This window comes from Streptomyces sp. NPDC013187 (assembly GCF_042899705.1).
GTDB lineage: Bacteria > Actinomycetota > Actinomycetes > Streptomycetales > Streptomycetaceae > Streptomyces > Streptomyces hawaiiensis_A.
Genome location: NZ_JBIBAF010000001.1, coordinates 1 through 20,655, shown reverse-complemented (window position 1 = coordinate 20,655; position 20,655 = coordinate 1). Strand labels below are relative to the sequence as shown.

The 20,655-nt window shown below is 71.4% G+C and carries 21 protein-coding genes and 1 pseudogene; 21 read left to right on the top strand and 1 reads right to left on the bottom strand.

Annotated elements, in window-relative coordinates:
• Positions 1–241: 241 nt before the first annotated feature.
• Positions 242–1,819, bottom strand: coding sequence for an FAD-dependent monooxygenase (locus ACFY5B_RS00110; protein ID WP_389962226.1), 1,578 nt, complete (start codon positions 1,817–1,819; stop codon positions 242–244).
• A gap of 262 nt (positions 1,820–2,081) precedes the next feature.
• Here ACFY5B_RS00110 and ACFY5B_RS00105 point away from each other — a divergent pair, with 262 nt between their 5' ends.
• From ACFY5B_RS00105 to ACFY5B_RS00005, 21 genes and pseudogenes are all read left to right on the top strand, one after another.
• Positions 2,082–2,531, top strand: a complete 450-nt coding sequence (locus ACFY5B_RS00105; protein WP_389962223.1) for a DUF1772 domain-containing protein — start codon at positions 2,082–2,084, stop codon at positions 2,529–2,531.
• Positions 2,528–3,061 carry a hypothetical protein gene (locus tag ACFY5B_RS00100; protein ID WP_389962220.1) on the top strand — a complete coding sequence of 178 codons (534 nt, stop codon included), beginning with the start codon at positions 2,528–2,530 and terminating at the stop codon, positions 3,059–3,061. The genes ACFY5B_RS00105 and ACFY5B_RS00100 overlap by 4 nt, the downstream gene beginning before the upstream one ends.
• Positions 3,058–4,929, top strand: coding sequence for an asparagine synthase (glutamine-hydrolyzing) (gene asnB / locus ACFY5B_RS00095; protein ID WP_389962217.1), 1,872 nt, complete (start codon positions 3,058–3,060; stop codon positions 4,927–4,929). Before ACFY5B_RS00100 ends, asnB begins: the two co-directional genes overlap by 4 nt.
• A 302-nt stretch (positions 4,930–5,231) precedes the next feature.
• Positions 5,232–7,172: a BTAD domain-containing putative transcriptional regulator gene (locus ACFY5B_RS00090; RefSeq protein WP_389962214.1), complete on the top strand. Its 1,941-nt coding sequence runs from the start codon at positions 5,232–5,234 to the stop codon at positions 7,170–7,172.
• Between the two features lie 160 nt (positions 7,173–7,332).
• Complete coding sequence (locus ACFY5B_RS00085) at positions 7,333–7,704, top strand: TcmI family type II polyketide cyclase (protein ID WP_104783705.1); 372 nt, start codon at positions 7,333–7,335, stop codon at positions 7,702–7,704.
• Positions 7,701–8,132: a cupin domain-containing protein gene (locus tag ACFY5B_RS00080; protein WP_389962211.1), complete on the top strand. Its 432-nt coding sequence runs from the start codon at positions 7,701–7,703 to the stop codon at positions 8,130–8,132. Before ACFY5B_RS00085 ends, ACFY5B_RS00080 begins: the two co-directional genes overlap by 4 nt.
• Entirely contained in the window at positions 8,129–9,415 is a 1,287-nt protein-coding gene (locus ACFY5B_RS00075; RefSeq protein ID WP_389962208.1) for a beta-ketoacyl-[acyl-carrier-protein] synthase family protein, read from the top strand. The genes ACFY5B_RS00080 and ACFY5B_RS00075 overlap by 4 nt, the downstream gene beginning before the upstream one ends.
• Positions 9,412–10,680, top strand: a complete 1,269-nt coding sequence (locus ACFY5B_RS00070; protein ID WP_389962206.1) for a ketosynthase chain-length factor — start codon at positions 9,412–9,414, stop codon at positions 10,678–10,680. The genes ACFY5B_RS00075 and ACFY5B_RS00070 overlap by 4 nt, the downstream gene beginning before the upstream one ends.
• Positions 10,681–10,823: 143 nt before the next feature.
• Positions 10,824–11,087, top strand: a complete 264-nt coding sequence (locus ACFY5B_RS00065) for an acyl carrier protein (RefSeq protein ID WP_389962203.1) — start codon at positions 10,824–10,826, stop codon at positions 11,085–11,087.
• Positions 11,087–11,533 (top strand): annotated as a pseudogene (locus tag ACFY5B_RS00060) (SRPBCC family protein); the annotation flags it as partial. The gene ACFY5B_RS00065 and the pseudogene ACFY5B_RS00060, both read left to right, overlap by 1 nt.
• On the top strand, positions 11,516–12,283 hold the full coding sequence (locus tag ACFY5B_RS00055) for an SDR family NAD(P)-dependent oxidoreductase (RefSeq protein WP_389963640.1): 768 nt from the start codon (positions 11,516–11,518) through the stop codon (positions 12,281–12,283). The pseudogene ACFY5B_RS00060 and the gene ACFY5B_RS00055, both read left to right, overlap by 18 nt.
• Positions 12,284–12,312: 29 nt before the next feature.
• Complete coding sequence (locus ACFY5B_RS00050) at positions 12,313–13,062, top strand: SDR family NAD(P)-dependent oxidoreductase (RefSeq protein WP_389962200.1); 750 nt, start codon at positions 12,313–12,315, stop codon at positions 13,060–13,062.
• A 1-nt stretch (position 13,063) separates the two neighbouring features.
• Complete coding sequence (locus ACFY5B_RS00045; protein WP_389962196.1) at positions 13,064–13,390, top strand: antibiotic biosynthesis monooxygenase family protein; 327 nt, start codon at positions 13,064–13,066, stop codon at positions 13,388–13,390.
• On the top strand, positions 13,387–13,755 hold the full coding sequence (locus ACFY5B_RS00040) for an antibiotic biosynthesis monooxygenase family protein (protein ID WP_389962193.1): 369 nt from the start codon (positions 13,387–13,389) through the stop codon (positions 13,753–13,755). The genes ACFY5B_RS00045 and ACFY5B_RS00040 overlap by 4 nt, the downstream gene beginning before the upstream one ends.
• Positions 13,756–13,877: 122 nt before the next feature.
• A complete protein-coding gene (locus ACFY5B_RS00035; RefSeq protein WP_389962190.1) occupies positions 13,878–14,213 on the top strand; it encodes an SAM-dependent methyltransferase in 336 nt (111 codons plus the stop codon).
• A gap of 6 nt (positions 14,214–14,219) precedes the next feature.
• A complete protein-coding gene (locus ACFY5B_RS00030; RefSeq protein ID WP_389962187.1) occupies positions 14,220–15,719 on the top strand; it encodes a peptide MFS transporter in 1,500 nt (499 codons plus the stop codon).
• A gap of 330 nt (positions 15,720–16,049) precedes the next feature.
• The gene (locus ACFY5B_RS00025; RefSeq protein WP_389963637.1) at positions 16,050–17,123 is read left to right on the top strand and encodes an MFS transporter; all 1,074 of its coding nucleotides are present in this window, start codon (positions 16,050–16,052) and stop codon (positions 17,121–17,123) included.
• A gap of 87 nt (positions 17,124–17,210) precedes the next feature.
• The gene (locus ACFY5B_RS00020; RefSeq protein WP_389962184.1) at positions 17,211–17,630 is read left to right on the top strand and encodes a hypothetical protein; all 420 of its coding nucleotides are present in this window, start codon (positions 17,211–17,213) and stop codon (positions 17,628–17,630) included.
• Positions 17,614–18,294, top strand: a complete 681-nt coding sequence (locus ACFY5B_RS00015; RefSeq protein WP_389962181.1) for a hypothetical protein — start codon at positions 17,614–17,616, stop codon at positions 18,292–18,294. The genes ACFY5B_RS00020 and ACFY5B_RS00015 overlap by 17 nt, the downstream gene beginning before the upstream one ends.
• Positions 18,295–18,960: 666 nt before the next feature.
• Positions 18,961–19,158, top strand: coding sequence for a hypothetical protein (locus ACFY5B_RS00010; protein ID WP_389963709.1), 198 nt, complete (start codon positions 18,961–18,963; stop codon positions 19,156–19,158).
• 812 nt (positions 19,159–19,970) lie between these two features.
• Positions 19,971–20,315 (top strand): SH3 domain-containing protein, encoded by a 345-nt coding sequence (locus ACFY5B_RS00005; protein ID WP_389962178.1) that lies wholly within the window; start codon positions 19,971–19,973, stop codon positions 20,313–20,315.
• The last annotated feature ends 340 nt before the right edge of the window (positions 20,316–20,655 follow it).

The window sequence follows — 20,655 nt, the reverse complement described above, 5'->3', positions numbered from 1 at the left end:
ACGCGCTTTCGCGCGTAACCGGTTGTTGGGTTGCTGCGGGCCGGCGAGGGCTGGTCGCGCTGTTCCCCGCGCCCCTATGGGTGCGCTGCGCGCCCCATGAAGCGGCCGCGGTACTCCTTCTCGGAGCACCGCGGCCGTCCTGTGCACGCGCAGCGTGCGTCAAGGGGCGCGGGGAACTGCGCGACGAGCCACGACGGTGCCGCAGTCGCTCGACAACCCACCGCACCCCCGGACAGAACGCTCACGCACGCCGCAGCACCGAGTCGAGTACCGCCGTCAGCGACCCGGCAGGCTCACCCACCGCCCCCTCGGAACGCCACGCGATGAACCCGTCCGGCCGGACCAGCACCGCACCGGTTCGCCGCACGCCGTAGCGGGCGAGGAAGCGCTCGACGACCTCGGGGGTCTCCTCCGCGCCCACCCGGTGGAAGGACAGACCGAGCCCGGCCGCCGGCCCCTGCCAGGCCGTGCCGTCCGGGCCGGTGAGGAGCCAGAAGCCGCCGTCGAGGAGATCGTGCAGGGCGACGTCCTTGCCCTGGCGGACCAGGGGGAGGTGCGGGGCGCGGGTGCCGGGGCGGCCGGTGGGGGACGTCGGGTCCTCGACCACGGCGGTGTCGTCGTCACCGGCCTCCCGCACGACGCCGTCCGACCGGTACACGTGGCCGAACAGCACCGTGGTCTCGGGGCGGTGCCGGGCGGCTGCCGCCTCGTCGAGCCCGCTGCGCTGGAGGTAGCGGATGACGCCCTGGTCGACGGTGAACTCGGCGACCGGGGCCCGCTCCTGCTCGTACGTGTCCAGCAGGGCGGGACCCGCCTGCCCGCGCAGCACCCGCGCGAGCTTCCAGGCCAGGTTGTGCGCGTCCTGGATGCCCATGTTGCCGCCGAAGCCCCCGGTGGGCGGCATGACGTGCGCGCAGTCGCCCGCCAGCAGCACGCGTCCGGAGCGGAAGCGGTCCGCCACCCAGGCGGCGATCTCCCAGCTCGTCGCGGACTCCACCGTCACCGGCAGATCGGGCACTCCCACCGCGGCCCGTACCAGCTCCACACAGTCCTCGGTGCCGAAGACCCGGTGGTCGGACCCGGGCGGCAGGCTCGGCGCGAGCACCCAGCGGTCGGAGTCCGCGCCGCCGAGCTTGCCGAGCACGCCCTTGACGACCGGGTTGCTGACGAAGCAGAGGAAGAAGGTGCGCCCCGCCACGTACGGGTCGAGGTCCGCGTGGAAGACGATGTTCATCTGCCGGCCGAACACCCCCGGCCCGTGGTGGCCGATGCCGAGCGAGGTGCGGATCGGCGCCCGTGAGCCGTCGGCCGCGACCAGGTACCGCGCCCGCACGGTCCGTTCGGAACCGTCGCCCGCACTGCGCAGGACGGCCGTGACGCCGTCCGCGTCCTGGGTGAACTCCGTCATCTCGGTGGCGAACCGGATGTCCGCGCCGAGCTCCTCGGCCCGCTCCCGCAGCACCGGCTCGAGACGGTCCTGCCCGATCAGGGTCCAGCCGGTGGTGCCGACCTCGTGCCGGTCGAAGCGGAACGGCCCGTCGAACCGCCCGAGTTCGGCCCCGGTGAGGGACTCGGCCTGGAGGATGTCGCCGTACTGGGCGTGCGGGTTCTCCCGTGCCCGTACCGCGTCCTCGAGGCCGAGCGCGCGCAGCAGCTCCATGGTCCGCGGGCTCGCGGCCTGCGCCCGGGGGTGCGCGGAGATCTCCGCGTGCCGCTCCACCAGCAGCGGCCGGATGCCCTGCCGGGCGAGGAACAGGGCCTGGGCGAGCCCCACCATGCTGCCGCCCACGATGAGTACTTCGGTCGTCTCGTCCGCCATACCGGCTCCTTGGAGGGTGTGGATCGCGTTCGGTTCGGCGGGCCGATGCAACACCCGGCGCCTCGAACCGGGCTCGCGGCGCGGGCGAGCGGAACCGCCGAGAAGCGGTGCGCTCCCAGGCGGATTCGAGTGTCGTGCGAGGGGCGGCTGACAGGTTCGGGCCAGGCCCGAAGGACGGCGCAAGGCCCGAAGGACGGCGCAAGGCCCGAAGGACGGCGCAAGGCCCGAAGGACGGCGTAAGGCTCGAAGGAGGGCGGAAGCGGTGGTGGAGGCTTTGAGTGTGCTGGTGCTGACGGGCACCGGCCTGGTGGCGGGGGTGCTCTTCGCGGTCGCGGTGAGCGTGATGCCCGCGCTGGTCGCGATGTCCCCGGAGCGGTACGTGTCCACGCACATTCTGCTCGGCAGACGCTACGACCGGATCATGCCGTTCATCGTCACCGGCTCCACGGCGGTGGACGTGGGTCTCGCGATACGGGCGTCGGGCGGCCCCCGGGTGCTGTTCGCGGCCGCCGCGCTGTGCATGGCGGGGGTGGCCGTGGTGTCGCAGACCCGGAACGTGCCGATCAACCGGACGGTCAAGCGGACCCGGCCCGAGGACCTCGGCCCCGGCTGGCGGGACCCCCGCCCCGCCTGGCGCGGCTGGCATCTGGTGCGCACCTGCCTCGCGATCGCGGGCTGCGCACTGACCGCCGCCGCGGTGGTGCTGTCATGAGCCCCGTCGTCGTGCGCCATCTGCCGGAAGGGCCGGAGCGGGCGTCGGCCGATGCCCGGATGCGGGAGCTGCTGTCCCGCCCCGAGCCCGGCCCGGTGGCCGAGCGGCTCGCGCTGCTGCACTTCACGGGACGGCGCAGCGGGCGGCCGTACACCGTGCCCGCGGGGGTGCACAGCCTCGGTGGAGCCCTGGTGGTGGCGACCGGCAGCGGCTGGCGGCACAACTTCGCGGGCGGCTCGCCGGGCGAGCTGACCTGGCGCGGGCAGCGGCGGCCGGTGCGGTTCGCCCTGGTCGACGACGTGGAGCGCAGCGCGAGCGGCTATCTGGAGCTGTACCAACGCTACGGGGAGGAAGCCCCACGCCGGCTCGGACTCGCGGTGCTCGGTGAAGGGGCGCCCGGACTCGGCGAGTTCCGGGAGGCGGTCGCCCGGCACGGGCTCTCCCTGGTGGAGGTCACCCTCGTCACCCATGCCCCGGCGGAGAACAGCGCACCCCCATCAGACGCAGAGAGCGAAAGGACGCCACGATGAGTGGAATCGCCGGCTGGGTGGACTTCGAGCGGGACCTGACACCGGAGGCGCCCACCGTACGGGCGATGGCGGCGGCGCTCGCGCACCGCGGCCCGGACGGCTTCGGCGAGTGGATCGAGGGCCATGCCGCGCTGACCCACCGAAGGCTCGCCCTGCTGGGCTCCGAGCAGGTGGGGCAGCCGGCCGTGGTGGAGTCACAGGCCGGCAGCCCGGTGGCCGTGCTGACCCTGGACGGCAGCGTCACCAATCATGTGGAGCTGCGCCGCGAACTGGCCGCGAAGGGGCACCGGTTCACCGGCGACGGTGACGCCGAGGTGGCGCTGCACGCCTACCTGGAGTGGGGTGCCGCGTTCCCGGAGCGGCTGGAGGGCCTGTTCGCCCTGGCCGTGTGGGACGTGCGGCGGCAGGAACTTCTGCTGGTCCGCGACCGCTTGGGGGTGAAGCCGCTGTGCTACTTCCTGACGCCGTCCGGTGTGGTCTTCGGTTCCGAGCCCAAGGCGCTGCTGGCGCATCCGGCGGTGCGACCGGTGGTCGACGCCGACGGGCTGCGGGAGCTGTTCGCGCACAGCCGCAAGCCGGGCACCGGCGTGTTCCGGGGGACCCGCGAGGTGCTGCCCGGTCACACGATGACCGTGCGGGCGCCGGGCACCGGTCACCGGCGCTACTGGTCGCTGCCCGCCCGCCCGCACACCGACAGCCTGGAGACCACCGTCGCCACCGTGCGCCGGCTGCTGGAGGATGCGGTCGCCACCCATCTGCGGGCGGACGTGCCGGTCGGCGCGATGCTGTCCGGGGGGATCGACTCCAGCGCGCTGACCGCGCTCGCGGCCCGCCGGCGGCGTGCGGACGGAGGTGGCCTGCGGTCGTTCTCGGTGAACTTCTCCGGCTACGCGGAGAACTTCGAGCCGCACCCGACCATGCGCGCCACCCCGGACGCCCCGTACGCGGCCCTCGCGGCGGAGCACATCGGAACGGAGCACACCGAGATCCTGCTGGACACGGCGGCACTCGCCGATCCGAAGACGCACGCCGCCGCGCTGCGCAGCCAGGACGCGCCCTCGCCGCTCGGCGACATGGACGTCTCGCTGCTGCTGTTCTTCGAGGCGCTGCGCGACGCGGGGATCACCGCGGTGCTCTCCGGGGAGACCGCGGACGAGGTGTTCAACGGCTACTTCTGGGCGTACGACCCGGCCCACAGCAACTCCACGACCTTCCCGTGGGTCTCCTTCGAGCGCGGGCACGACGCGGCCGCGGGCGGTCTCGGCTGCTCGCTGGTGGACCGTACGCTCCGCAAGGAGCTGGACTTCATGGAGTACGCCGACCAGCACTACCGCGACGCGCTCACCGAGGTCCCGCAGGTGGCCGGGGAGAGCCCGGCCGAACGCAGGGCGCGCGAGGTCACCTATCTGGCGCTGACCCGGTGGGCCCCGACCCATCTGGACCGGGCCGACCGGATGAGCATGGCCCATGGGGTGCAGCTGCGCCCGCCGTTCTGCGACCGGGCGCTGGTGGAGTACGTCTACAACGTGCCGGCCGAGTTGAAGCGGGTGAACGGCCAGGAGAAGAGCCTGTTGCGGGCTGCCGTCGCCGATCTGCTGCCGGAGCGGGTGCTCAACCGGCCCAAGAGCGCCTACCCGACCGTCCAGGAGGCGGCGTACGGCGAGTTCGTACGGCACCGCTTCGGGGACGTGGCCGCGGACCCGGCGGCGCCGGTCGCCCCGCTGCTGGACGCCGAGGCGACCCGGGTGGCGCTGGGCGCGGCGTCGGCCCCCAGCGGTGCCTTCGCATGGGTGGAGCGGGCGAGCATGGAGATGGTGCTCCAGCTGAACACGTGGCTCGCGGAGTACGGGGTCGAGCTGCGCCTGTGAGGGTGTGCGACACCACACCCCGGCGCAAAAAGGTGCTCCTTGTTATCCATGTGTGCGAAGCATAGTATGCGAGAAGGCAAAGATCGGGAATGTGGTTATCGGTTTCCATTCCCGTTGCCGGCGCACGCAGGGATGGTGCTGAATTCAACTTCTTTTTGGCGAAGCATAATTTCCCGAGTAAAGGGCAGGCAATTTTTCCGCCCCTTCGAGCGTTTGATGTTTCGCCCAAAAATGAGTGACGCAGAAAGGTGACTAACCGATGGCCGCCACCCCACAGAGGCGGCTCACTCAGGGGGAATGCAGTGATAGAGATCGGTCTGCTGGGCTCGATGCGAATACGCAGGAACGGGGAGGACGTCACACCGTCGGCCCCCAAGCTGCGTCAGGTGCTCGCCCTGCTGGTGCTCAATGCCAACTCGCTGGTCAGCGTGGACCAGCTGTGCGAGGAACTGTGGGAGGACCACCCACCGCTCAGCGCGCTGACCACCTTGCAAACCTACATTTATCAACTGCGCCGCAGACTGCTGCTGGCCACCGGACAGCACGGTGCGGCTTTCGGCTCCCGTCCACCGCACGGCTGCCCCGCCATCCTGACCAGGGTGGGCGGCTACGAACTGCGGCTGGACGACAAGCAGTCGGTGGACGCCTACCGGTTCGACCAGCTCACCGAGCAGGGCATGGCACAGCTCCGCACCGGCGCGGGGGAGGAGGAGGCGGCCTCCACCCTCAAGACGGCGCTTTCCCTGTGGCAGGGCGGAGCCCTCGTCGACGTCAGCACCGGACGCCGGCTGTCGGCCTGGTCGACCCAGCTGGAGGAACGCCGTAAGAGCGTCCAGGAGCAACGTTTCTCATTGGAGCTCGAACTCGGCCGCCACCACGCCGTCCTGGACGAGCTGTCCGAGGCCTTCCGCGCCCACCCCACCCACGAGGCGTTCGCCGGGCAGCTGATGAGGGCCCTGCACCGCTGCGGCCGCCGCCCCGACGCCCTGAACACCTTCCGCACCCTGCGCAGCCATCTCGTCGAGGAACTCGGACTGGAGCCCTCCGCGCAGCTCCAGCGGCTCCACCAGGAGGTGCTCGCCGACCGAGGTCACCTCAGGGGGCCGGCCCCCGCCAAGAGCGAGACCGCGCCCGGCGGGCGCCGCCTCGTGCCGGGCCCGGCCCAACTCCCCGCCGATGTCGGTGACTTCGTCGGACGTGAACGCGAACTCGACCAGCTGGAGACCTTCCTCGGCGCGGACCGGCCCAGCACCGGCATGCGGGTGGTGGAGGTGCACGGCCCGCCCGGTGTCGGCAAGAGCGCCTTCGCCGTGCGTGCCGCGCACCGGCTGCGCCCGCGCTTCCCGGACGGGCAGCTCTTCATCGACCTGTCCGCCGTCGGCGAGGGCTCCCAGCAGCTCGCCGACGTGCTCTCGGCCTGCCTCACCGCCTGCGGCATCCAGCGCGAGAAACAGCCCAGCGGGCTCGACGAGCTCAGCAGGCTCTTCCGCACCTGGACCGCCGACCGCCGGGTGCTCGTCGTGGTCGACGACGCGCTCACCGCCTCCCAGATCCGTGCCGTCCTGCCGGGCGGATCCGGCTGCGCGGTGATCGCCACCAACCGCTACCGGGCGCACAGCCTGTCCACCGGCCGCAAGATCGTGCTCCCCGCCCTGTCCCCGGAGGAGTCCCTCCAGCTCTACGACCGGGTGGCCGGGGAGCGCTCCCGGCAGGAGGACCCCGCGGCGGTGCAGGAACTGATGGGGCTGTGCGAGGGACTGCCCCTGGCGATCAGGGCGGTGGCCGGCCGGCTCACGGCGCGGCCCGGCTGGTCGGCGGCCAGGCTGGCGCTGCGGCTGCGCGGCAACCCCCGGATGCTGCTCGAACTCCCCGACGGCACCCAGTCGCTGATGACCACGGTGGCCGCGAGCCACCGGCATCTGCCCGCCCGCTCACGGGAGTTGCTGCGCCTGCTGCTCCAGCGTGAGCGCCGCTGGAGCCTCGGCGAGGTGGTGACACGGCTGCGCCCCGGCACCGGAGACGCCGAGACACTCCTCGAATACCTCGTCGACGTCCACCTCGTACAGGAGCACCTGACCGAGGACGCCGAGCTGCTGTACTCCGTGCCCCGGCTCATCCGCCAGGCCCTCATCCTCCTGTCCCGGGGCGCGCCCGCGGGCGACGTACCGAACGGCCGGATGGTCGGCGCCGGTGTCGTCGGCGGCAGCGGCGTCACCCTGATGAAGGCCGACGTCCGCCGGTAGCAGGACCCCTCACGGCCCGCCGCACCCCCCGGTGCGGCGGGCCGTCGTGCTGTCTCCACCCGCGGCACCGGGCCCGTCAGCGGTTCTCCAGGCGCCTTCGAGAGCGTCTCGACCCCCGCCGACCAGGGTGAACACAGCACCGACAAGCCGGGAGGACATCGTGCACCGAACGCTGATCGTGGCGAGGATGGACCTCGCCGACGCCGAGGGCGTCGCGCAGGTCTTCGCCGATTCGGACAGCACCGAACTGCCGCATCTGGTGGGGGTGTCGAGGCGGACGCTGTTCGCCTTCCACAACCTGTACTTCCACCTGGTGGAGGCCGACGAGGACATCGCGCCGAATCTGTACAAGGCGCGCAGCCACCCGCTCTACGAGGAGATCAACACCCGGCTCGGCCGGTTCATCTCGCCCTACGACCCCGACTGGCGCGAGCCCAAGGACGCCATGGCCGTGCCCTTCTACTCCTGGACGCCCCAGGAGGGCCCGCGGACCAGCGCCCCGCGCTCGGCGAACCTGGGCGGTGCCCGATGAGCGCCCCCGCCACCACCAGGGTCTCCGCGCACGAGGTCGCCGCCAACACCAAGCGCGGCGGCGACATCCGCGTCACCCTCAGCCCCAAGACCGTGGGCTGCACCTCGGGCTTCGGCGGCGTACTGCGGCTGGCACCCGGCCACCACGTCACCGAGCACCTCCACCCGTACTCCGAGGAGTTCCTGCACGTCGTCCAGGGCCGGCTGGAGATGACACTGGACGGCGGCACCCCGGTCGAGCTCGGCCCCGGCGACTCGCTGCTGGTGCCCATCGGGGTCCGCCACCGCCTGGTGAACACCGGGTCCGTGCCGGCCGAGGCGGTCTTCCACCTCTCCCCGCTCGCACCCCGCCCCGAACTGGGCCACGTCGACACCGAACAGCCGCTCGACGCGTCCGCGGGCAACCCCGACGTGGGAGCGGCCCGATGACGTCCGGACACCGGCGCGCGGTGATCACCGGAGTGGGAGCCGTGGCGCCCGGCGGGATCGGGCGGGACGCCTACTGGGACCTGCTCACCGCCGGACGCACCGCCACCCGCCGCATCAGCCTGTTCGACCCGGCGGGGTTCCGCTCGCAGGTCGCCGCCGAGTGCGACTTCGATCCGCTCGCCGCGGGGCTCACCCCCCAGGAGGCCCGCCGGATGGACCGGGCCGGCCAGTTCGCGGTCGTCGCCGCCCGGGAGGCCGTCGCCGACAGCGGGATCGAACTGCCCGGCACCGACCCGGAACGGGTCGCAGTCAGCATCGGCAGCGCCGTCGGCTGCACCATGGGCCTGGAGGAGGAGTACGCCGTCCTCTCCGACGGCGGCCGGGACTGGCTGGTCGACCACAGCTACGGCGTCCCCCACCTGTACGGCTACATGGTGCCCAGCACCCTCGCCGTCGAGGTGGCCCGGCAGGCCGGTGCCGAAGGGCCGGTGGCGCTGATCTCCACCGGCTGCACCTCGGGTCTGGACGCCATCGGGCACGGCGTCCAGCTGATCGAGGAGGGCACGGCCGACATCGTGCTCGCCGGGGCCACCGACGCGCCGCTGTCGCCGATCACCTCCGCCTGCTTCGACGCCATCAAGGCCACCACCGCCAACAACGACGACCCTCAGCACGCCTCCCGGCCCTTCGACGGGCGCCGTGACGGCTTCGTCCTGGGCGAGGGCTCCGCCGTCATGGTGATCGAGGAGCTGGAGTCGGCCAGACGCCGCGGCGCCACCGTGTACGCCGAGATCCTCGGCTTCGCCGGACGCAGCAACGCCTTCCACATGACCGGACTCAAGCCCGACGGCCGGGAGATGGCCGAGGCCGTCCGGGTCGCTCTGGACCGGGCGCGGCTCGACCCCGAGGGCATCGACTACATCAACGCGCACGGCTCGGGCACCAAGCAGAACGACCGGCACGAGACCGCCGCGTTCAAGCGCAGTCTCGGGCAGCGGGCCCACGAGGTGCCGGTCAGCTCCATCAAGTCGATGATCGGGCACTCGCTCGGCGCCATCGGCTCCCTGGAGATCGCCGCCTGCGCCCTCGCCCTGCGCCACCAGGTCGTCCCGCCGACGGCCAACCTGTCCACGCCCGACCCCGAGTGCGACCTCGACTACGTGCCGGTGACGGCTCGCGAGCACCGCATGGACCGGGTCCTCAGCGTCGGCAGCGGCTTCGGCGGCTTCCAGACCGCGATGGTCCTGGGCCGGCCGGGCCTCGCACACGGGGAGGCGGCATGAGCGCCTCCGGCATACGCCCCGGCCGCCGAGGCCGGTCCGTGGTCACCGGGCTCGGCGTGGTCGCGCCCACCGGGATCGGCGCCGCCCGGCACTGGGAGTCGGTGCTCTCGGGCAAGAGCGGCCTCGGCCGGATCACCCGCTTCGACCCGACCGGCTACCCCGTCCGGGTGGCGGGCGAGGTCCCCGGATTCCGCGCCGCCGAGCAGGTCCCGGGACGGCTCGTCCCGCAGACCGACCGCTTCACCCACTTCGCGCTGGCCGCCGCCGAGGACGCCCTCGCGGACGCCGCCGCCGACCCGGCGACCCTGCCGGAGTACGAGATGGCGGTGGTGACCGCCAGCTCCTCGGGCGGCACCGAGTTCGGCCAGCACGAGATGGAGAACCTCTACCAGAAGGGGTCCTCCTGGGTCGGCGCCTACCAGTCCATCGCCTGGTTCTACGCGGCCACCACCGGCCAGGTCTCCATCCGGCACGGCATGCGCGGCCCCTGCGGGGTCATCTGCGGCGAGCAGGCCGGCGGCCTCGACGCCCTCGGCCAGTCCCGGCGGCTGCTGGACACCGGCTCCCGGCTCGTGCTCAGCGGCGGCACCGACGCCTCGCTGTGCCCGTACGGCCTGGTGGCGCAGCTGTCCACCGGCAGGCTGTCCACCGAGGACGATCCGGCCCGCGCCTACCTGCCCTTCGACGCGGCCGCCTCCGGGTTCGTCCCCGGCGAGGGCGGCGCCATCCTCGTCGTCGAGAGCGCCGATGCGGCACACGCCCGAGGGGTCCCGTCGTACGGCGAACTCCTGGGCTACGCGGCCGGTTTCGACCCCTCGGCGGACGGCGCGACCGTGCGGCACTCCGTGCTGGTGTCCGTGATCCGGCGGGCCCTCGCCGACGCCGGGCTCGCCCCGGGCGAGGTCGACATGGTCTTCGCCGACGCCTCCGGCACGCCCGCCGAAGACCTCGCCGAAGCCCGCGCCCTCACCGAGGTGTTCGGACCCGGCGGGGTGCCGGTGACCGCGCCGAAGACCCTCACCGGGCGCCTCTACGCGGGCGGCGCCGCACTGGACGTGGCGACCGCGCTGCTCGCCCTGAGCGCCGGAGTCGTCCCGCACACCGCGGGACTCGGCCGCCCGGCCCCGGGCTGCGAGATCGACCTCGTCCTCGACCGCCCCCGCCAGACCGATCCGCGCACCGCCCTCGTCCTGGCCCGCGGGCACGGCGGCTTCACCTCCGCGCTGGTGGTGGGCGCCGGAGACCGCGACGCCCTCAGGAGGTGACCGACTCACCGGCAGCCGGCCGACATCCGCGGGCGCAGCAACCCGCCCGGGGCGCGGGCCTGCACGGATCTGCGGCTCCGGCGCGCGGGCGCGACCGGCCCCCACGCACCCCCAGCCCACACACAACCCACGAAAGGCTTCCCATGGCGGAGTTCACCCTCGACGACATCCGGCGGATCCTGCGCGCGAGCGGCGGAGTCGACGAGCAGACCGACCTGGACGGCGAGCACTTCGCCGACACCTCGTTCGCCGACCTCGGCTACGACTCCCTGGCCCTGCTGGAACTCGTCAACCGCATCGAGCGCGAGTACGACCTCCAGATCCCCGACGGCGACCTGGCGCACACCCAGACCCCGCGCGAGGCGCTGACCTACGTCCGCGCCCGGCTCACGGAGGCCCGCGTCTGATGGCAGGACACACCGACAACGCGATCGTCGTCGACGCACCGATGGACCTGGTGTGGACGATGACCAACGACGTGGCCGCCTGGCCGCGGCTGTTCAGCGAGTACGCCTCCGCCGAGATCCTCGGCCGGGACGGCGACACCGTCACCTTCCGCCTCGCCCTGCACCCGGACGAGAACGGCACGGTCTGGAGCTGGGTCTCCGAGCGCACCCCCGACCCGGCCACCCGCACCGTCGAGGCCCGCCGCATCGAGACCGGCCCCTTCGCGTACATGAACATCCGCTGGGAGTACGAGGAGGTGCCCGGCGGCGTACGGATGCGCTGGATCCAGGACTTCGCGATGAAGCCCGGCGCCCCCATCGACGACGCCGGGATGACCGCCAGGCTCAACCGCAACACCGCCGTCCAGATGCGGCTGATCAAGGCCAAGGTGGAGACCGCCGCCCGAGCCGGCCGCCAACTCCAGGGCAAGCGCCTCCTGGTGACCGGCGGCAGCCGCGGCATCGGCCGCGGCATCGTCCTGGCCGCCGCCCGGGCCGGGGCCGACGTCGTCACCTGCTACCGCACCCCCGGCGAGGCCGTCGCCTCCCTGGAGGAGGAACTCGCCGGCACCCCCGGCAAGCACCAGGTGCTGCGGGCCGACGCCGCCGACGAGACGGACGTGGACCGGCTGGTCACCGCGTGCGAGGCGAGCCTCGGCGGACTGGACGCCGTCGTCAACAACGCCGGCACGTTCCGCCCCCAGCCGTACGCCGATCTCTCACCCGCCGAGTGGGCCGCCACCCTCCAGGGCAACCTGACCGCCACCCACCTGGTCACCCGGCGCACCCTGCCGCTGCTGTCGGCCGGCTCGTCGGTGATCAACATCGGCTCCACGGTCGCCTTCATCGGCATGGCCGACGGCGTCCACTGGACCGCCGTCAAGGCCGCCCTGGTCGGCATGACCCGTTCGCTGGCCCGGGAGCTCGGACCGCGTGGCATCCGCGTCAACACCGTCTCACCCGGCCGCATCGCCACCGAGGCGCTCGATGAACTGCCCGCCGAGGAGGCCGAGCGGCAGCGCGCCACCTCCGCCCCCGTCTCCGCGCTCGGCCGGCTCGGCACCGTCGACGACATCGCCCGGACCGTGCTGTTCCTCGTCAGCGACCACGCCGGCTACGTCACCGGCCAGAACATCCACGTCGACGGCTGCGTCTGAGCCGCGTCCCAGCCATGGAGGGAACCCCAGTGGAACTCGCACTGCACGGCAGGAAACTGCTCATCACCGGCGGCACCCGCGGCATCGGCCGGGGCATCGTCCTCGCCGCGGCCCGGGCCGGCGCCGATGTCCTCACCTGCTACCGGCAGGAGAGCGAGGCCGTCGACAGCCTGACCGCCGCACTGAAGGAGACCGTCGGCGACCACCACGTGATCCGCGCGGACGTCGGCGACACCGCCGAGGTCGACCGGCTCGTCGGCGAGGCCAAGGACCGCTACGGACGGCTCGACGGCATCGTCAACAACGCGGGCGTGATCAGCCACATCCCGTTCGCGGAGCTGCCGGCCGACGAGTGGTCGCGGATCCTCGACACCAACCTCACCGCCGCCTACCGGATCATCCACCAGGCGCTGCCGATGCTCGGCGCCGGCTCCTCGGTGGTCAACATCGGCTCGCGCGGAGCCGCCGCGGGCATACCGCTGCGCGCCCACTACACCGCCGCCAAGGCCGCCATGATCGGACTGACCCGCTCGCTCGCCAAGGAACTCGGCCCCCAGGGCATCCGCGTCAACGTGGTCGCCCCCGGCGTCATCGAGACCGAGGCCTTCGCCGCCATGCCCGCCGAGCGGGCGGAGGGACTGCGCGCCACCTACGCGCAGAAGACCGCGCTGGCCCGCCTCGGCACCGTCGAGGAACTCGCCGGCCCGGTCCTGTTCCTGCTCTCCGACGCCGCCGCCTACATCACCGGCGAGACCCTCAACGTCGACGGGGGCATCTGACATGCCCGAGCCCACCGAGAAGGTCTTCCGGGTCACGCTGCGCATGCAGATCAAGCCCGGCATGGAGGACGAGTTCGAGAAGGTGTGGCTGGAGGTCGGCGACTCCGTCACCAGTCACCCCGCCAACCTCGGCCAGTGGCTGTCCCGCAGCGCCGAGGAGAAAGGCGTCTACTACATCGTCAGCGACTGGGTGAACGAGCCGCTGTTCCGCGCGTTCGAGACCAGCGACCGGCATCTGGAACACCGTCAGAAACTGCACCCGTACCGCAGCGGCGGCTCCATGACGACCATGCACGTCGTCGCCGCCCTGTCCGGCGCCGCCTCGTGACCGGCGCCGTCGAGGTGGTGCTCTACCACCTCAGCGACGACCCGGACCGGGTCCTGCCCGCCTACCACGAGGCCAGCCGCAGGATGGCGGGCACCGCCGGCCTGCTCGGCAACAAACTGCTGCACGCCCTGGGCGACCCGCGCTCCTACGTCGTGGTCAGCCGCTGGTCGGACTGGGAGGCGTTCACCGACTGGGAGAGCGGCCCCGCCCACAAGGACCAGACCGCCCCGCTGCGCCCGCTGCGCGACACCACCCGGGACCGGCCCTTCGAGATCTACCGGGAGCTCGCCGCGTACGCGGGGGACCGGGCCGCCACTCCCGGCGCCTCCGTCAGCACCAAGGAGAAGGAGAAGGAAGGAGTCTGAGCGTGGCCCGCACGGACGCCCCGGACACGGCCCCACCGGCCGGGCCGTCCTGGCCTCGAGGAACTCCCGGTGTTCATGGCGTGACCGCCGATCCCGCCCCGCCCCCCTTGGAGGACACACCCGTGAAACGTCAGGACACCCCCTTCGTCCCGGACGACGATCCCCTCGCCCTGGTACACCAGTACACCGAGCGGCCGGCACCCGGCAGCGCCCTGGTCATCTCGCACGCCGGGGCGGAGGAGGTCCCGAGGACTGAGCCGGAGGCGGCCGAGCAGTACCGGGGCGCGGGGAGCCGGGTGATCTGGCGCGACGACCGGGAACTCGCCGTGCCGTTCGAGGACTTCGAGCTGCTGGCGCCCGGCGTGGTGCGTGCCCCGCTGTGGCGCCCCGAACGGGCCGAGACCCCCGACCCGGCGCTCGCGATGCCGGCCGGAGTGACGCTCGAACCGGCCCGGTGACCTCCGGTGGACACCTCCCTCACCCCGCAGGACTCGCCGGCCACCGCTCCCGCCGCACCGCCGCCCGCCGGTGACCGCAGGCCCGGCTTCGGCACGCTGCTCGCGGTCGACCTGTGGGAGCGGTTCAGCTTCTTCGGCATGGCGGCGATCCTGGTCCTCTACCTCACCGCCTCCGAGACGCGCGGCGGCATGGGCATGGCACCGCAGACGGCCACCGCGATCTTCGCGGCGTACATGTCCCTCAGTTTCATGGCCGGACTGCCCGGCGGGTGGCTCGCCGACCGGGTGCTGGGCGCGCGCCGGGCCGTGCTGCTCGGCGGCGCGCTGATCACCTGCGGCCACGCGGTGCTCGCGCTGCCGGTGACGGGCTCGCTCTACGCCGGTCTGCTGCTGGTCGTCGCCGGGACGGGCCTGGTCAAGCCGGCCATGGCGGCCATGGTCGCGGGGGTCAGCGGGGACGGGAAGGGCCGCCGCGAGGCGGCCTTCTCGCTCTTCTACATGTGCATCCAGGTCAGCGCGCTCGTCGCCCCCGTCGTCACCGGGCTGCTGGCCGAGCGCGTCGCCTGGCACCTGGGCTTCGCGGCGGCCGCCCTCGGCATGACGGCGGGACTGATCCAATTCGCCCTCGGCCTGCGCCGGTACGGGGACGTGGGCGCGCGTCCGCCCCACCCGGTGCCGCGCTCCGAGGCCGCCACGATGCTGCGGCGCGCCGCGTGGGTCACAGGGGCGGTGGGCGCGCTCGTGGTGGTGCCGGCGGCCTGCGGGCTGCTCCCGCTCCCCGCGGTGCTCGCCGTCCTCGGCCTCACCACGGTTACCCTTCCGTTCTGGTACCTGCGCTCGCTGCGCCGGACCCACGCACGGGGCACGGTTCACAAGCGCCGCCTCGCCGGTTTCACGGTGCTGATGGCGGCTTCGGCCGCCTTCTGGATGATCTTCGCGCAGAGCGGTTCGGTGCTCAGCCTCTTCGCCGAGCGCCACACGGACCGGGACGTCCTGGGCTTCGAGGTCCCGGCCAGCTGGTTCCAGTCCGTGCACCCGCTCTTCGTCCTGCTGGTCGCCCCGCTGTTCGCCCGGCTCTGGCTCAGGGCGCCGCGGGTGGACGTACCGGTGAAGTTCTCGGGCGCGCTGATCACGGCGGGCGTCAGCTTCCTCGTGATGGCGATGGCGGCCCAACTCGCCGAACACGGCCCGGTCGGCCCCCAGTGGCTGTTGCTGGTCTACCTGCTCTACTCCTGCGGCGAGGTCGCACTGGCCCCCGCAGGTCTGGCCCTGGCCGCCACGGTGGCACCCTCCGGCAGCACCAGCCGCCTGCTCGCGGTGAACGGCCTGTTCGGTGCGGTGGGAGTGGTGGTGGGAGGCCAGTTGTTCCGGCTGACCACCGTCCTGTCGCCGACGGTGTACTTCCTGCTGCTGGGCGGCTTCGTCCTGTCGGTAGGCACAACGATCGCACTCGCCACACCACGCCTACGCCGACTCCTCGCCCTGCCGGCCGAGCCCGGTACCTGACACGTGGCGAAATCCGCCGTTCGTCCGACACCGGTGAATTTACGCAGACCGCCTGAGGAGTAGTCCTGTCCACGACCAAGCAGGGGTTTCTTGTCAAAACATGATGACGGGGCTCGAGATGTTCGTGGCGAAAAACAACGGAACCCGGCGACGGTCCTCGCCCCGCCTGAGGTGGCCGACTCCGAGAGTGCATTCCCCGAGGTCCAGTACGATCCGGGTCGGAGGAACCTGGCCAGATGGACTGAGGCTGAGGTGGGGGCCGGGGTGATGGTCAATAATTCCTTGAGCACCTCCGATTCGTGACGCAAGAGGTGTTCTCGTGTTGTCCGCCTGCAGGCGGCTGTTTTCCGAACCCGGAATTCGACCCCTCATGGCCGTGGGGTTCCTGGCGAAAATGCCCGGCCTCGGTATCTCCTCGGTCCTCATCCTGCATGTAGTGCGCCCAGTCGCTGTTCCGGGGACTGGGCGCACTTTCCGCCGTTCCCCGCCCCGGTGGCCACCGCGTTCCTCGGTGGCCTGACCACGCTGCCGGCCTTCACGGTCATCCGCCTGGCCCTGCCAGACATGGTCACCGAGGAGAACCGGCACACCGCCTACGCGGTAGAGGCGATCACCACCGACGTCGCCTACATGGCGGGCCCGTCCTTCGGTACCCTGCTCGCCTCCCTGTCGGGCCCGTCCTTCGGCACCCTGCTCGCCTCCCTGGCGTCGCCCACGGTGGCGTTCCTGGCCATGGGTACGCTGCTGTTCGCCGCAGGCGTCGCGTACCTGCTGCTCGACCCGCCCCTCGAGGCGGCACGTCCGGCGGACGGCCCCAAGCCCCGGCTGCGCAGCCGGCTGACCGCGCGGATGGTGTGCGCGCTGAGCATCACCGCCGCCACCTCGATCGCGGTGATCGGCTTCGAGATCGCGGCCCTCTGCACTCAGCAGAAGTCGGGTCAGCCGCAGTGGAGCTGGCTGCTGCTGGTGGCCGCCGGCCTCGCTTCGGCGCCCGGCGGGTTCCGCTACGGAGGCATGCGCCGCCCGCCGTCGGTGTTTGCAATCGGCGCGCTCCTCGGAGTGTTCTGCATCCCGATCGGGCTCGCGACCGAGTGGTACTGGCTGTGCGTGCTCGCCGCCCCGGCCAACCTCCTCGTGGCACCCGCCCTGTCGGCCAGTGCCGGCACCGTGAGCCGGCTCGCACCCGACGACAGCGGCGAACCTGGAGAACGCGACGATCCTGCGCGCGATGGCGGACACCGTCGACACGTCGCTCGCGACCCCCGACGCGCCGCAGGTCGGCTCACTGCGCGCAGTCGCACAGGCGTTGCCCGCGCTTGTCGTGGGCACCGTGGCTCAGCAAGGAGGCGGGGCCCTCGCCAACGCCAAAGACACGTTGCCGAGTTGAGCCGATCGGCCCTTTGAGCCGGCTTGGGCGCGAGATGAGCCGTTCCTGCTGCTGCGCGCGGCGCTCGTGGATACAGTGCTGCGACCAGTTGGGGGGAATGAGAAGTGGACGAAATGACTTTCGCGGCGACCACCATGGCCGCGGCCTTCCTCACCCAGGCGACCCAGGAGGGGTATCAGAGGGTCCGCGAGGCCATTGGCCGGCTGATGCGACGCAGCGGTCAAGGTGACGGGGCCGCGGCTCAGCTTGAGCGCCTGGACCGGGACCGAACCGCGGTGACGCAGGCCCCCGCGGGCGACCGTGAGGCCGTCGCACGGGCCGCCGCGATCACGTGGGCGCCCGTGCTCGAACGACTCGCGGATTCGGAGCCGGTCGCGTACGCGGAGCTGTTGGCCCTGGGCCGGCAGGATCGTCCGACCTCCGTGGTCAACCAGCACAATCACGGAACGGGCACATTCATCAACGGCAATGTCGCAGGCGGCCTCACCATCAACCACGGCGCAGGGAATGACAGACACGCCTGACTCTCCGCGCCACGCCGGGCAGCACAACCTCGGGCCAGGCGTGTTCATCGCGGGCGACGTGTACGGCGATGTCTTCAATCACCAGACGGCACGTCCGGATCACGGGCGGCATGACGAGCCGCAGGATTCGAAGAGACACCGGCGCAGTGAGAAGGAGAGTCTGCAGGGAAAACAACCGGGGGTGGAGAAGAGGACGGGACACGGCAGGGCATTGCTCGGCTGGACGTCGCTCACCATCTGGCTGCTCGGGTCGTCCTGCTACAGCGTGGTCACAGCGTTCACTGCCCCACAAACGGCTGGGGGGCATGCTGGAGCCGTTCTCGGCGCCGTGCTGTTCGCCCTTGGTGGGTTGGTCCCGCTGGCCTTCGCCTGCACGGCTCTCGCGGAGGTCTGCGCCGCAGGCACGGCTAATGCTGCCGAGTCCGCCAGGAAACGAGGGGCGCAGGGGCAGAAGGCCGCATCCCGTCTGAATCTTCGGTACGCGATCTCAGCGGCCCGAGTGGCGAGCGTCAGCGCAGTTCTGGCCGGTTTCATCACGGGGATCTTCGGGTTCTTGTCCATTGGAAAGAAGGCCGCGGACCGTGCCCACGTCGCTCGTGAACTCGCCGAGTCCGAGATTGCGCAGACGTGCTCCGCGTTGAGAGAGAACCTCGACTGGCGATGATCCCGCCAGGGGAGCCGGCCCCCTGCTCAGGTCGCGACAGCCGGTGGCCTATGAGATTGCCGCGTTCGCCCCTGACCTTGTACTTCACCACACGGCAAGCCGGCGAGAGCTTCAGTCGCCCGCGAACCGCAAGTAGCTTTCCGGGATAACGTCGCCGGGTGCACTGCCTCGCCGTTCTGCACTGCCGCAAGTGCAACGGCTGGGGCTTCACCATGAAGACCGACCATAAGGGCCGCATGAAGCGGCAAGGACGCCGCTGCTGCAAGGCCACCGGCCAGCGCATACGCGTCGGACGCTGGCTCTGCAACCGCTGGGCCCGCATCTACCGCACGGGCGCCGCCGACCAGCGGCTCACGGAATGGCCGGCGGTCACTCGCTACAGCGGAATCGCACGAGGCAAGTGCTCGCCAGCGCGACCACCGGTCCATGTCCCCAAGCTTGCGAGCACCCGGGGCCCGCGCAGCCTATCCACCCATCCCTCTCCTCAGACAGTGAGTTTCGTCGCCGCGATCCTCAACATCGCCGCCATGCTGCTGCTCGGCGCCGCATCCGCCCTCGCTGCCAAGACCGAGTCCGCCGGAGGCGGCGCCGCCTGGTGCTGTTCCTGTTCGGGCCGTTCGCCGCCAGTGCCGGCGCGCACGAGTACCCGGCCGTGGTGGGACGACCGTGGAAGTCCACCCGCCCCACCCCGCCGCCGTCGGCCCGGTCGTGAGGAGCGTCGTCCTGGCGGACGGCCGTGTCGTCACCGGCTACGCCCTCGAACCCGCCAAGCCCGAACCGGCCGCGACCGAGCCGCCCGTCTCGCGCGCGGCGGTGAACCTCGCTCCGGCCCGTGATCACGCAGGGCTCCGAAGCAATGGATGACATCTTCGCCGAAGATCAGGAAGGGGAGGACCCGGAGGGCGAGGAAGAGGGCGACAAGGTGGTCTGATCAAATTCGCTCGGCCCCCTGTTCGGCCCCCGAGCACGACAGAGGGCCAATCGCGATCAAGCGATTGGCCCTCTGATCACTGTCGGGGTGGCGGGATTTGAACCCACGACCTCTTCGTCCCGAAGCAACTTGGAAGGGGCCTTGACCTTGGGCTAGTTTGCCGCTCACCTGCGCTGATGGTCCGCAGCCGTCCGCGCTTGTCCGCCGATGTTCGTCGGCGTTGTCACGCAGTTAAACACTCACTGGCTGCGGCTCTCGATGCTCTCCCCCTGCTTAGCAGTGGGCCCGGTACAACCTCGCACCCACCTCACTGTCAACGGTCCTTGCCGAGAGTGGGAAGGCCGCCACGGAAGGGGCGGTATGCGGAGCCGTTCGCGCGAGGTGTGATGCCAAATTGACCTGGACAAACGGCCGGTGAGCAGTTCCGTCGGGCCTGGCTGCTTTCGCCGTGATTCCCCACTGTTCCCCGCTGGATCTAATGCACATGTGGTGCGCGCACGCTGTCCTTAAGGCGAACCGCTATCGTGAACGCGCGCGCCAATATGCCTCAACTGACGTATTCGCACGCTCTCATAAGCGGCAGGCGGAGCGCTCACGCGAAGATGGCGTGGAGATCAACTTCCCGTGTGTCATCTACGCGAAAGTGTCAACTATGCTCACCGCGTTGCGCGTTCGTTGGGACGTGCAACGACGAGCGGCGCGTCCACACGGGGGTGCGCCTGTCACTGGCACAGGAGAAGCAAGCATGCGGCAAGGTTTGCTCCGCAACGGGATCGCGACGGCTGTCGCGACAGTCGCACTGTTCGGCGGCGCGGTGATCACTGCTCCGAGCGCTGGCGCGGTCACCCATCCGAAATGTAATCTCGACGAACCGGACCACGCGGGCTACAAGATCAAAACGAACAACGTGAACCTGCGCAAGGGCCCCGGAACGAGCTATGGCTCCCTAGGACAACTGGCCAAGGGGACCAAGTTCACGTACTACTGCACCAAGACGTATCCCACACCGGTCTGGTTCTACGGCAAGGTGACGTCCGGGGCCCACAAGGGCGTCAAGGGATGGGTTCGCGGCGACTACGTCACCATGTAACAACCCAGCGTGGCGGCAGCCAGCCCCCTGCCTTGTGGATTCCGCAAGCCAGGGGGCTGGATTAGCTCGGGCTACTTCTTGTCGTCATTGGCCGCTGCCGAGCGACCCCGGACGGCCCAGGGGCGGCCCAGCTCTGCCGCCTCGACTGACGGCCGGCATCCTCGATGCGACCCGTCTCAGCTTCAGCCGACGACAGGCAGCCACAATGCCGGGTGCGTCGCCACTACGAGGGTGTCACACCAGGTCGGCGGAGCGGCTTTGGGCTGGAGTTTCAATGACTGAGTCAAGCCACGGGGACTGATCGGGAGGCCGTGGACACGATCAGGGCCAGGCGGCGGAT